The organism is Caloramator mitchellensis, assembly GCF_001440545.1.
In the GTDB taxonomy this organism is placed as follows: Bacteria; Bacillota; Clostridia; order Clostridiales; family Caloramatoraceae; genus Caloramator; species Caloramator mitchellensis.
The window spans coordinates 43881-57058 of record NZ_LKHP01000013.1; the positions used below are offsets into that span (position 1 = coordinate 43881).

General features: G+C 33.8%; 14 protein-coding genes and 1 riboswitch. Of the genes, 2 read left to right on the forward strand and 12 right to left on the reverse strand.

The genetic code is table 11. The annotated features are described in order from the left end of the window. Window position 1: 1 nt before the first annotated feature. From purQ to ABG79_RS12825, 4 genes are all read right to left on the reverse strand, one after another. Window positions 2-664 carry a phosphoribosylformylglycinamidine synthase subunit PurQ gene (gene purQ, locus ABG79_RS09785; RefSeq protein ID WP_057979297.1) on the reverse strand — a complete coding sequence of 221 codons (663 nt, stop codon included), beginning with the start codon at window positions 662-664 and terminating at the stop codon, window positions 2-4. A gap of 2 nt (window positions 665-666) precedes the next feature. Further along, window positions 667-906: a phosphoribosylformylglycinamidine synthase subunit PurS gene (purS, locus tag ABG79_RS09790; RefSeq protein ID WP_057979298.1), complete on the reverse strand. Its 240-nt coding sequence runs from the start codon at window positions 904-906 to the stop codon at window positions 667-669. A gap of 63 nt (window positions 907-969) precedes the next feature. Then, the gene (purC, locus tag ABG79_RS09795; protein ID WP_057979299.1) at window positions 970-1677 is read right to left on the reverse strand and encodes a phosphoribosylaminoimidazolesuccinocarboxamide synthase; all 708 of its coding nucleotides are present in this window, start codon (window positions 1675-1677) and stop codon (window positions 970-972) included. An 81-nt stretch (window positions 1678-1758) separates the two neighbouring features. Then, window positions 1759-1860, reverse strand: a riboswitch (purine riboswitch). Window positions 1861-1993: 133 nt separating this feature from the next. Continuing rightward, window positions 1994-2134, reverse strand: a complete 141-nt coding sequence (locus tag ABG79_RS12825) for a type II toxin-antitoxin system RelE/ParE family toxin (protein WP_423230100.1) — start codon at window positions 2132-2134, stop codon at window positions 1994-1996. Between the two features lie 305 nt (window positions 2135-2439). Here ABG79_RS12825 and ABG79_RS09800 point away from each other — a divergent pair, with 305 nt between their 5' ends. Both ABG79_RS09800 and ABG79_RS09805 read left to right on the forward strand, forming a co-directional pair. Then, window positions 2440-4236 (forward strand): ABC transporter ATP-binding protein, encoded by a 1797-nt coding sequence (locus ABG79_RS09800; RefSeq protein WP_057979300.1) that lies wholly within the window; start codon window positions 2440-2442, stop codon window positions 4234-4236. Window positions 4237-4248: 12 nt separating this feature from the next. After that, window positions 4249-6027 carry an ABC transporter ATP-binding protein gene (locus tag ABG79_RS09805; RefSeq protein WP_057979301.1) on the forward strand — a complete coding sequence of 593 codons (1779 nt, stop codon included), beginning with the start codon at window positions 4249-4251 and terminating at the stop codon, window positions 6025-6027. 235 nt (window positions 6028-6262) lie between these two features. On the opposite strand, the gene ABG79_RS09810 is transcribed toward ABG79_RS09805, so the two are convergent. The 8 genes from ABG79_RS09810 to ABG79_RS09845 form a co-directional block, all read right to left on the reverse strand. Next, window positions 6263-7681: an ATP-binding protein gene (locus tag ABG79_RS09810; RefSeq protein ID WP_057979302.1), complete on the reverse strand. Its 1419-nt coding sequence runs from the start codon at window positions 7679-7681 to the stop codon at window positions 6263-6265. A 101-nt stretch (window positions 7682-7782) separates the two neighbouring features. Then, window positions 7783-8364 (reverse strand): 7-carboxy-7-deazaguanine synthase QueE, encoded by a 582-nt coding sequence (locus tag ABG79_RS09815; RefSeq protein ID WP_057979303.1) that lies wholly within the window; start codon window positions 8362-8364, stop codon window positions 7783-7785. After that, complete coding sequence (gene queD, locus ABG79_RS09820) at window positions 8357-8806, reverse strand: 6-carboxytetrahydropterin synthase QueD (protein WP_423230099.1); 450 nt, start codon at window positions 8804-8806, stop codon at window positions 8357-8359. The genes ABG79_RS09815 and queD overlap by 8 nt, the downstream gene beginning before the upstream one ends. Continuing rightward, window positions 8806-9498, reverse strand: a complete 693-nt coding sequence (gene queC / locus ABG79_RS09825; RefSeq protein ID WP_057979304.1) for a 7-cyano-7-deazaguanine synthase QueC — start codon at window positions 9496-9498, stop codon at window positions 8806-8808. The genes queD and queC overlap by 1 nt, the downstream gene beginning before the upstream one ends. Before the next feature lie 17 nt (window positions 9499-9515). Then, window positions 9516-10274 (reverse strand): acyl-CoA dehydratase activase, encoded by a 759-nt coding sequence (locus tag ABG79_RS09830; RefSeq protein ID WP_057979305.1) that lies wholly within the window; start codon window positions 10272-10274, stop codon window positions 9516-9518. Window position 10275: 1 nt separating this feature from the next. Further along, on the reverse strand, window positions 10276-11280 hold the full coding sequence (locus ABG79_RS09835; protein ID WP_057979306.1) for a 2-hydroxyacyl-CoA dehydratase family protein: 1005 nt from the start codon (window positions 11278-11280) through the stop codon (window positions 10276-10278). 182 nt (window positions 11281-11462) lie between these two features. Continuing rightward, window positions 11463-12857 (reverse strand): ATP-binding protein, encoded by a 1395-nt coding sequence (locus tag ABG79_RS09840; protein WP_057979307.1) that lies wholly within the window; start codon window positions 12855-12857, stop codon window positions 11463-11465. 77 nt (window positions 12858-12934) lie between these two features. After that, on the reverse strand, window positions 12935-13178 hold a 244-nt coding region (locus ABG79_RS09845), incomplete at its 5' end, for a class I SAM-dependent methyltransferase (RefSeq protein ID WP_479722826.1).

The following is a 13178-nucleotide window of genomic DNA, read 5'->3' on the forward strand; positions in this document are numbered from 1 at the left end:
ATCACCAATCCTTAAAATATTCAATTGCACCTTTGAAAAATCTTGTCCCGTCATCACATCCTAAAAGCTTTGATGAAGCCCTTTCTGGATGCGGCATAAGCCCTAGGACATTTCCATTTTTGTTTATTATTCCTGCAATATCTTCCACTGAACCGTTTGGGTTATTTCTATATTTAAACACTATTTGGTTATTTTCTTTAAGCTTTTTAAGCCCCTCTTCATCTATAAAATAGTTTCCTTCTCCATGAGCTATTGGGAAATTAACAGCTTCTCCCTTTTCATAAAGCTTTGTAAAAGGGGTATTGTTATTTTCAACTATAAGTGTGCAGTCTTCACATATAAACTTAAGATTTTTATTCCTCAACAGAGCACCTGGTAATAGTTTGAGCTCAGTAAGGATTTGAAAACCATTGCATATTCCAACTAATAATTTATCCTTCTGTGAAAACTCATATATTCCATCCAATATCCTTGCAAATCTTGCAATTGCCCCACATCTTAAATAGTCACCATACGAAAAACCACCAGGAAGAACTAAAAGGTCTACATCTAAATTTTCTTCGTCATGCCAGATGTATTTAACATCTACATCTAAACCTTTTAAGGTCTCAAAGACATCCTTATCACAATTAGAACCTGGAAATACCACAACTCCTGCCTTCATAATTACACCTCTAATCTGAATGTATAAGTTTCAATAACTGGATTGATAAGAAGCTTTTCGCACATCTCTCTAATTAATTTTTCAGCTTCATTTATTTCCATATCCATAAGTTCAACCTCTATATGCTTTCCAATTCTAACACCTTCAACATCATATCCGAGCTTTATTAGGCCCTCCTTAACCGCTGCCCCCTGTGGATCTAGTATGCTCTCCTTTAAGGTTACATCTATATATGCCTTCATCTTGTTATCTCCCTTCTAATATTTTCATATTTTTGCTAAAATAAAAAGACGAGCACTCATGCATCAGAAATTGTTTATCCTGTTAAATATCTCTTTATAAGCTTCAACAACTCCTCCCAAGTCCCTTCTGAATCTGTCCTTGTCAAGCTTTTCTCCGGTCTTTTTATCCCAGAATCTGCATGTATCTGGTGAAATTTCATCGGCAAGTATTATCTCACCGTTAAATCTGCCAAACTCAAGTTTGAAATCTATAAGCTCAATTCCTAACTCGCCAAAGAACTCTTTAAGTATTTCATTTACTTTTGAAGTAGTTTCATATATCATCTTTAGTTCTTCAAATGTTGCAAGGCCAATAGCTACTGCATGGTAATCGTTTATAAGAGGGTCCCCTAATTCATCATTTTTATAGCAAATTTCAAATACAGTAGTATTAAGTTTTGTTCCCTCTTCAATTCCAAGCCTTTTTGCCATACTTCCTGCTGCTATATTTCTAACTATAACCTCGACTGGGACTATTTCGACCTTTTTAAGAAGCTGTTCTCTTTCGCTGATTTGCTTAATGAAATGAGTTTTAATTCCCTTTTTTTCTAATAATTCGAATAGAATAGATGAAATGTTGTTGTTAAGTTCGCCCTTTTGGCTTATCTGAGCCTTCTTTTGTCCATTGAATGCAGTTGCATCATCCTTGTAGAACGCAATTATCTTGTCAGCTTCATCAGTTGAGTAAATTATCTTCGCTTTACCTTCATAAATTTTTTCTAACCTTTGCATAGCGCACCTCCAAAAAATATTAAAACCCTTTTTGACCATGGAAGAGTCAAAAAGGGTAGACTTATCCTACCTTAAAAAGGCATAACCCATCGACTCATCCATAGTCGGACAGTTTACGGCAGTCCGGTAGAGACTTTAGGGCCATATTCCCTAAATTATATGGATGAACTATTAACTTAATTTTATGTTATACCTTTATAGGAATATTGTCAAATATTTTTTATTATCGTTCGTTTATTTCTGCACATTGTTTAGAATTTTTATTTTTTAATTCGCATTTCTTCATTATTTTCCCAGATATATAGCTTGTATAAAATCAATTACTTTTATCTTCGTTTAACAATTTTAGGTAATCTCTTTTTGCATGTAATACCCTTTGTATTGAGATAAATTCATTATCTATAGTGTAAAATACAAGATAATCATCACAAATAATATACTTATAATTATTTTTCACTTTAATTTTGTTTGAGAGTTTTATTCCTATTTCAATAGCAACCGATGACCAACATCTGGATTCAATAGCAAAAAATTGTTGCAAAATTTAAAAAATTGGTTTATACTATTAAAAGAAATATTTTGAAGGGAGGTTGCGCAAATGATCAGATCGAATGGCATTCTTAACGCAAAATTTAATAAATATAACACAATAGTGCAACCACAGCCTTCGTCCGTCTTCATTTAAACTATATTCTTATTCGAAATCAAGGCCATGGGTGTGCTATCCCATGGCCTTTTTACGTCTAAAAGGAAGGTGATAGCGTGAAAAAATTGAGACTCTTATTAAACTTTATGCAGGGCTACAGGCTTAAATATGCTGCATCCATACTTGCAACAGGCCTTTCGGCTTTATTTTCCGTAATTATACCTCTTGTAATTAAGCTTTCTGTGGATTCGATTATTGGAACAAAGCCAATAACTTCATCTATAATGAATAGATTGGTTCAATTGCTTGGAGGTCGTGAATATCTACTTGAAAATTTATGGATACTTGGCCTTGTTATAATACTTCTTACTCTTTTTAATGGCCTTTTCATGTATCTTAAGGGAAAATGGTCAAGCCAAGCTGCTGAAAACATAGCCAAAAAATTTAAAGATAATCTATACGAAACAATATTGAGGGCTAAATATAACTTCTATTCTAAATATCAGTCGGGTGACATAATTCAAAGGTGCACCTCAGACGTTGAAACTATAAGAAACTTTTTAGCAAACCAGTTTGTTGAAATAGGCAGGACAATAATACTCCTTAGCCTTATACTTATTATTATGTTCAGCATAGATGTTAAATTTGCTTTTGTTTCTACATTAATAGTTCCTATAATATTCGTATTTGCCCTTTGGTTTTTCACACGAGTGCAGCAGCAGTTCAAAAAGAGCGATGAGGCTGAAGCCGAACTTTCAACAGTTATACAGGAGAATATAACAGGAGTCAGGGTTGTGAAGGCATTTGCAAGGGAAGAATTTGAAATAGAAAAGTTTGCTGAGAAAAACAGAAAATATAGGGATTTAACCTACAACCTAATCAAATTATTTGCAAACTACTGGTCATTTTCAGACTGTCTCTGCATGATTCAAACTGCCCTTGTTGTTTTAGTAGGTTCCTACTTTGCTGCAACGGGTAAAATAACCCTTGGAACTTTGATAGTGTTTACAAGCTATGAAGGAATGCTACTATGGCCAGTAAGGCAGATGGGAAGGATTCTTTCTGATATGGGAAAAACAATAGTTTCCCTTACAAGAATAAATGAACTTTTAAGAGAAGAAAAGGAAGACTTGGACGAAGGAATCAAAGATTTCAAAGTTGCCGGGAATATAGAGTTTAAAGATGTAACATTTGGATTTGAAAGGGATAACCCTATTCTTAAGGATGTTTCATTTAAAATAGAAAGCGGTAAGACGGTTGCACTTTTTGGTTCAACCGGTTCAGGTAAATCCACAATTATTTCTTTGCTCCTAAGGCTCTATGACTACGATGTCGGCTCAATAAAAATTGACGGAGTTGAACTAAGAGAAATTTCTAAAAGATTTGTCAGAAAAATATTTGGAGTTGTCCCACAGGATGCATTTCTTTACTCTAAAACATTAAGAGAAAATATTGCAATAACTAAGCCTCACGCAAGCTTAGAGGAAATTCACGGAGCTGCAGAGATTGCCTCTGTCCACGATACGATACTTGAATTTGAAGATGGATATGAAACACTCGTCGGTGAAAAGGGAATAACTCTATCAGGCGGTCAAAGACAGAGGGTTACTATTGCAAGAACTGTTTTAAACGATTATTCAGTATTAGTTTTTGACGATTCATTAAGTGCTGTTGATACTGAAACTGAACTTAAAATAAGAAGAGCTCTTAAAGAAAGAAGCAAAGAAACAACTACAATAATAATTTCCCATAGAATTACAAGCGTTAAGGATGCCGACCTTATAATAGTTATGGATAAGGGAAAAGTAACAAACATAGGAAACCATGAAAAACTTATAAATGAAGAAGGATTATACAAAAAGGTTTGGGATATACAGTCTTCTATCGAAAGGGACTTTGAAAATGCAGTTTAAGGCGGTGATATAATGGCTCAAATTAAGGAAAAAGAATATAAGACCAATTTCGATTTAAACCTTTGGAAGAGATATTTATCCTTTTTAAAACCCTACAAAAAAAGCCTTATTATGCTCATAATAATAATGGTTTTTGTAGGTGCTATCGATGCAACCTTCCCATACCTTTCAAAATACGCTATAGACAATTTTGTAGTAAAGGGAACCTACGAAAATTTCTATAAATTCATCATGTTCTATGCCTTTTTGATAGTTTTTCAGACAGTTAATGTATATTACCTTATTGCAATTGCAGGAAAGATTGATATGGGGCTCTGTCACGATATAAGAAAATCTGCATTTGAAAGACTGCAGAGCCTTTCCTTCTCCTTCTTTGATACAACCCAAACAGGATACTTGATGGCAAGATTAACATCTGATGTATCAAAACTTGGAGATACACTTGCCTGGGGAATTGTTGATATGGTATGGGGATTTTCAATAATGTCCTTTATATTGTTTTATCTTTTATCATTGAACGCGAGACTTGCATTATATATAATACTTGCTATCCCTGTATTATTTGTTATAAGCATATATTTTCAAAAAAGAATACTCTCCCAATATAGAAAAGTAAGAAAGCTTAACTCACAAATTACTGGTTCATTCAATGAAGGAATAATGGGAGCAAAGACAACAAAAGTGCTCTCTACAGAGGATATGCATATAGGTGAGTTTAAGAATGAAACTGGTGAAATGAAAAAGGCAGCAATTAGAGCGGCGGTTTTATCTTCTATATATATGCCAATAGTTATAAGCCTTGGAAGTATCTCAACTGCCTTTATACTTGTTATGGGTGGAAAGCAGGTTTACCTTAACATGATAAGCTATGGAACTTTAGTTGCCTTTATTTCTTACTCTATACAGTTTTTTGAACCAGTAAGAGAACTTGCAAGGGTTATGGCAGAATTAATCTCAGCTCAGGCTGCAGCAGAAAGGGTTATAGACCTTATTGAAACAAAACCTGAAATAATAGATTACAGTGACGATGACAGCTTAAAAATAAATGGTGACGTAGTATTTGAAAATGTCAGCTTTAAATACAAAGAAGGCGAGAAGGTGCTTGAAAACTTCAATCTAAATGTTAAGAAGGGACAATCAATTGCACTTGTAGGAGAAACTGGCTCTGGTAAGAGCACAATAGTAAACCTTGTTTGCAGATTCTACGAACCAACCGAGGGAACTATATATATAGATGGAGTTGACTATAGGAAAATACCTTTGAAGGTTCTTCATTCCAGCCTTGGGTATGTGCTTCAAACTCCACATCTATTTAGCGGAACCGTTGCAGACAACATAAGATACGGTAAACTTGACGCAACGATGGAAGAAATTATTGAAGCTGCAAAACTTGTAAACGCCCACGAATTTATAATGGGGCTTGAAAAGGGCTATGATACCGAAGTTGGGGAAGGCGGCTCAAAACTTTCAATTGGACAAAGGCAGCTTATATCCCTTGCAAGAGCCGTAATCTCCAATCCTTCAATCTTCATACTTGATGAAGCTACATCATCAGTTGATGCCCACACAGAACACATGATTCAAGATGCCATAAACAACGTGTTAAAGGGAAGAACAAGCTTTATAATAGCTCATAGGCTTTCAACCATAGTAAGTGCCGACAGAATACTTGTAATTGACGATGGAAAAATACTCGAAGAGGGCAGCCACAAAGAACTATTAAGGAAAAAAGGCCACTACTACTCCCTCTACAAAAACATGCTTATGAGTGACATTCACTTGATTTCTTGACTTCTTGAATTGTTTGACAATTTCAACGAAAATTAAAAGATTAATTTAATATTTTACCAAAAACATTCCACTTCAACACCAGTAACTCTTGCTCTTAAATTTTTAGTATTTTTCATTATAAAAAACATTCATTCTAACAATTTGGATATAGTTTGCAAGAATATATAAAAGTAGAGCTCAGAGTTACTGGTTATATATAACAAATCCGATAGTTCAATAAAAATTATTGATTAATCTACCAATTAAAATATTTTATTACCGTGCCATCAAATTGAACAAGCTTTACATTTCTATTTTCTTTAGCAATTTCAATCAACCTATCCGAAAATCCGCTCTTGCTAAAAATAATATAATGTTCTTTCCTGTTTTTATTTTCCCATTCAACAGATTTACTCTTTTCAAATAGTTTATATAAAACATCCACGTCTACCGAAGAACTTAAATATTTACATTCTCCAAACAAAATATCCTTAGTTTCAAGGTTAATACCCACTATATCTATTTCTTCGCTTGAATTCCACCATCTGCCTATCCTTTGAAGTTCAAACTCTATTTCTCCACTAATAATCATATCCCATATTTTATCTCTGCAAATATCTTCATAAACATAGCTAACATGGTTTACAACAAAAGATTTTTTTATCTTCTGTAATACATAATCAACCTCATCTAATTCAATATAATTTCTAAATGGATATACGAATTTAAACCAGAAATTAATAAAATTATCATTGATAAAATAAAGTCCTTTCTTGCTTTTTTCAGCGTTTACCTCTGTAACTGGAACTTCTCTCTTTATCAAGTCAAGATTTATAAGGGTTGACAAATATTTAGTCAATTTCGCTTGTTGAACTCCAAGTGCTGTTGCTATGTTTCCTAATTTATGATTACCTGCGGCAATTGTTTTTATTATGGAAAAATACGTTCCTATGTCTTGAACTTCTCTTTCTAAAAGAAAAATTGGTTCCTCATATAGAAAACTTTCCCTATTCAATATTGAATTTTCAATACTTTTGAACACATCATCTTCTTCCTTAAATATTTCTATATATTTAGGAACACCACCGGTAACCGAATACAATTCAATTAGATTGCTATTGCCTTCAAAAAAATCGCCATAGTATTTAAATTGAATCTGCCTTAGTCTTATTTGTCCCGTTCTTCTCCCATACAAAGGACTTGAATAATTTAAAGTCTGCGACTCCATCATGTTAATCAGCGAACCGCAAACTATAACCATTATATTTTTTTCCTTTAGCTTTTCGTCCCATATTTTTTTAAAAATAGATGGAAATGCTGGATTTATCTTTCCTAGATACTGAAATTCATCAATAACAACAACAAGTTTTTCACTAAAATCATAATTGTTTATCAGCAAATCAAAAATTTCATCCCACTTCAAACCACTTAATTTTTTAATAAATTCATTGTTTAAGAAATCTGCAATAATATCCCGCAAACTATTCTTGTTTTCGTCTTCAAGTTCCTCTGTTGCTAAAAAATAAACAGCTCTTTTATTCTTAATGAATTCCTTTATTAGTGCTGTTTTACCCACTCTTCTTCTTCCATAAATTACTATAAATGAAGATTCATCTTTATCATACTCTTTATTCAAAAATTGCAATTCCCTTTCTCTATTAACAAACTTTTTCATCAAATCACCTCTATCAATATTATACTACAAATTATTATAATTTGAAGTATAATATTTTGCTATAACATTAGTGAGACAAAAAGGTTGCCATACTGGCAACCTTATCTTACATCTATTATCTTATGAAGTTGTATCCCCACTCGCAGCCTCATGTCCTCCATAGCAAATTCATAGGCTTCCTTTGAGCGGATTTTAAACATGCTGCTCTCTGGCTGCAGCCATATTCTGTTTTTATACATTTCCTTTATTTCATCTTTAATGTGTATTTTAGGGTTAAATTGTCCGTCAACTACAAACTTAAGTTCATCAAACATGCATCCTGGATTAATTCCCCAGTTGTTCTGTGGCTTTGGTGAGCACACTATCCAGTCTAAAAGTCCTCTTATGTTATCCGTTGGATTTGTTCCATTTGTCTCAAGCATTGTAACTTTGCCTCTATTTTTAAGCTCCAACAAAAGTGGCTCCAAATCATATATAGTAGGCTCACCGCCTGTTATGACTACCTTCTCGCACAATGCAATATCCGCAATCTCCTTTGCTGTCATATCATGCTTTGGCGAAAAGTCTGTGTCGCACCAGCTGCAGCTTAAATTGCATCCAGACAGCCTTATAAAAGTTGCAGGACACCCTAAAAAAGAGCCCTCTCCCTGAACAGAATGAAATATTTCAGCAACCTTATACATCTATTTCTACCTCCGCATAGGAAGTTGGGGTTTCATAAAGCCTTACCCTTACTATTTTAATTCCATTTTCCAAATTTTCATTTAGTGTATTAATTATATATATTGCCATATTTTCTGCGGTCGGCCTTTCCTTGAACTTTACAATTCTCATCCCAAAATTCTCAACCACTCTTGCTATTTCCTTCTCTGCTTCAGAACCTTCTTCCCAGAACAAAAACGAGTGGTCGAACTTATCCACAATCGTCTCCTTAACTATGCTCTTTAAATCCCCAAAATCCACAACCATCCCCTTAGATGAACCTTCCTTTATAAGCTGAGCTGAAGCAGTCACTTCTAATTTATATGTGTGTCCGTGAAGATTAGAGCACAGTCCATCGTGATTTGATAGCATATGCGCACAGTCAAATGTAAATTCCTTTGTTACAGTTAATTTCAACTTCACTACCTCCTGATTAATGGGTCTACTTCGCCATTCAATTCAAATGCTTTTTCTCTATCTATGCAAGTTGCACAAGTTCTGCATGGCTCATCCTTTCCTTTGTAGCAACTCCATGTATGAGCAAAATCAACACCAAGGTCAAGTCCTGTCTTTACGATATCCTTTTTGGTCAGATTCCAAAATGGAGCCTCTAATCTTACTTGACCTCCCGTTCCTTCATATATTGCCTTTGCCATGCTGTCTATAAAACTTCCTGAACAGTCAGGATAAGCATTACCTGCAGCATCGTCCGAGTGAGCACCATAGAATATTTTTGATGCTCCAACTTGAATTGCAATTGCTGCAGCATATGATAGGAAAAGCCCATTTCTAAATGGAACATAGGTTGAAACAACCCCTTGTCCACCCATTTCTTTGAGCTGTTCTGCATAGGATTTTTCAGGTATCTCATTTTCGCTTCCCTCTAAAAGAGGGCAGTCATTTGAAAATTTAAAAACGCTTGAAAGGTCTGCTGTTAAATAGTTTACACCATACTTTTCCGCTTGATACCTTGCAAACTCTGCCTCTTTCTTATGTTTTTGCCCATAAAATATATTAAGTGCAGTTACATTTTCATTTCCAAATTCTTTAACTACTTTAGCCAAAAGAACTGTGCTGTCAAGCCCTCCACTCGCTAAAACCAATGCCTTTTCCATACATATTCCTCCCTTTATTAAAATTTCAAACTTCCAAAATAGCAGCAGCCAATCGCTCCGTTGTATTCTGGGCTTTCCAAAACATTTACCTCATCAAAATCATTCTTTAAATACTCCAAAAGCGCCCTGTTCCTTGCAACTCCACCCGAAACCAAAAGATTTCTTGCCTTAAACTTCGTAAGAAGAGGTTTTAACCTGTTATAAAGCGAATAGTTCACTCCTGCACATAATCTTTCAAATGAAACTCCTTCAGCAATTTTTCCAATAAGCTCAGATTCAGAAAAAACAGCGCAGGTTGAATTAAGTTCAACTGGTTCTTCATAATGCATCGACAACTCATCAAGTGAAGTTTCAAGAACCTTCGCCATATTTTCAACATATCTTCCACATGATGCTGCACATTTATCATTAAGGTCCAAATCAGTTAATATTCCCTTCTCAACCTTTATAACTTTGACATCCTGTCCACCAACATCCAATAAAATGAAATCTTTTAGATTAGTCTGAAACATCGCCCCATAGGCATGCGCCTTAAGTTCATTGATTATCTCAAAGTTTTCTATATCAACATTATTTCTTCCATACCCGGTTGAAACGCCAAAATCAAAATATTCTATCCCTAATTTTTTATAATCCACAACAACTCTTCCGTTGTAGCTGCAGTATTCCTTATAAAACTTAACAGTGCTTATCTTAAACTTTTCTACAATTTTTCCGTTCTCCATTATTGCAACCTTTACATATCTCGAACCTAAATCAATACCAAGTATCCTCAACTTAATCCCCCTTTAAATCATTTAGCATATCCAAAAACGCCTCAATCCTTATCTTCGTCCTGGCGTCAAGACTGTTTAATTTATCTCCCTCAATGTTTAAAACTGGAATATCAAGTTCCCTTTTAATTACTATATCGTCGATTGCCCTATAGCAAAAGGCCTGGGTATAATGGATTATACCATCAAGTCTTCTTTCTTTAACCTGCTTTTTAATCTCATTTAGCCTGAACTCAAGATTGTAAGGATAAGTATAATCATAATACTGCTCATATATATCTTTAGCCTTATCAAACCTTGGAAATGCAAACTCCCTCTGCACCTCATTGTAAATAATCTGAGCATCAAATTTTTCAACAAAATCATACAAATCCCCAGTCATAGGTGGAACTCCAACATATCCAAGCCTCAGCTTTTTAACTTTAGGCTCCCTACTTTCAATCTCCTTAACCTTTTCTTCTAAAACTTTTATGAACCTGTCAATGTCGCCATCAAAGTCGCTTAAAGACACCTGATACAGATGATTTTCAAACCCAGTAGCCTTAAACTGAACAGTTAACTCATCAATCCTCCTAGCTAAATGTCTGGTGACATTCACTTGATTTCTTGACTTCTTGAGTTGTTTGTCAAATGAATTATAACCATCAAAAAATTGCATGATAAATTCATCTATTGCTTTTTTAACTTCTTCATAAGTTCTCCTGCTAGGATAAGCAAATGGATAAATTTTAATCCCTCTTGATTTTAAAACCTCCATAAGAGATTTAGTATTCGAACAATCTCCCTCAATTACTCCAACTATCTCAGTAATTCCATTTTCAACCGCTGCTCCATATATTCCCTTAATCCATGCACAAAGACTTTTAGGAAAACCATCCCTTTCTGCTATATCAATATATCGTGCATAATCCTTTGATGTAATAAACAAATTGTTCAAGTCAACAACCTTATACCCTGCTGCGATAAGAACCTCAACTGGAACTGTAGTTGTTATTCCAATCCTTTTCATGTTTCACCTCCAACAAAAAAGGGGCAAACCTGCCCCTATGAATAAAAAAAGGGCATACTATGCCCCTGTGCTGTAAAGCCCAGCACCGGCCCATAGTTTTGTTTTTAGACAGGATGGTTACGAACTGTCCTATTAAGTTGGAACAAACTAATTTTATACTAATAAAGTAGTTAATGCAATAATTAATCAAAAATTTTATTTAAATCAATAAGTTTAATAGTATTATCTATTTTTGCTATATCTAATAATTCATCGTCAAAACCAGACTTCGAAAAGATATAATAATATTTATTAATAAAATTATTATCAACTTTAATTGATTTTTCTTTTAGCTTATTTAATTCCTTTAATCCGGCTTTTGAATTTTTCCACTTACATTCTCCAAACAAAGCGTTTCCTAAATTATCATATGCAACTATGTCTATTTCATCTTTTTTATCCCACCATCTGCCAATCTTTAAAAATCTAAATGGCAATTTGTTTTGCTTATTATTTTTCCTTAAATACTCCTTACAAACATCTTCAAAGGCAAAGGACACGTATTCATTTAAAAAAGGCTTTATAGCCAGTTCATACACACCGTCAATATCATATTCTTCAAGTTCTGAAATATTAGGAAACACAAACCTATAATAAAATTTAAAATAATTATCCTTTAATTTATACAAACCGTTTTGACTATTGGATGTTTTCTTTATACTCATGGTTATTGGATATTCTCGTTCAATTAGATTCAAGTCCATCAGGTTTTTTAAATAAACAAGTATTTTTGTTTTGTCAATGCCTGTCTTTGTATGAATGTCGTTCAACTTGGTGTTGCCCATAGCAATTGCTTGAATAATTGTATAATATGTTGCCGTTTCTCTCAGTTCCTGCTTCATCAAAAAATCAACTTCGCTATATAAAACACTGCCCTTTGTTAAGATGTTTTTCTTAATATTGAGTTCTATTGATAAACCATAATCAAACTGTTTAAGATAATGTGGTATTCCACCTAAAATCGAGTAAAGAATTATTCTCTCTTCAATCGTTTTATTCTCAAAAAACAAGCTTGCAGTATAAAAATCAAGTTCATCAAGCTTTAGAACTCCAGTTGTCCTACCAAACAAAGGGTTTTTTTCTGCTAATATTTCTTTTTCAATAAAGCTCATCGATGAACCGCACAATACAATCATCAAATTTTCATCTTTTAATGTCTCATCCCAGAGATTTTGCAATATCGAAGGTATAGACTTATTTGAGTTAACCATATAAGGAAATTCATCTATTATCACAAGTTTCTTGCCATCATAAGGTAAGTCTTTGAAAAATCTAAATGCATCCTCCCAATCTTTAAATGTGGATAAATATTGTGAAACTGAAGATTTCTCTAACAACTTCTTTGAAAACAGCTTCAACTGTTCGCTATCTACTGTTTCCCTACAAACGTAAAAAATATGAGGTTTATCCTTTGAAAAATGCCTCAGAAGCTCTGTTTTGCCTATTCTTCTTCTTCCGTATAGAACAATAAATTGCCCTGACTTTAAATTATATTTTTCATTTAAAAAGTTAAGCTCTTCATTTCTACCAACAAACATACAAATCACCATATAATCCAGATTCATATAATCACGATTTATATAATCGTGATTATATGAATATATTATACCACATTCTAATATCTTGCAATCAGAAACATAATTTTGAAACCCATCGAAGAAAATTTTGTTTCATACTCCGTCATAATATTACCTTCAAAACCACTACCGTGCAAATCATAGGTTATATATTCTATTTCAAAACCTGCTTCTTTAAAATATTCGACAGAGTCATTAAAAAACTCCTCGTCATCCGTCTTAAACCATACCTCTGAGCCTTTTTTCAAGAACGTCTTATACTTTTCCAAAAATCTCGTATGC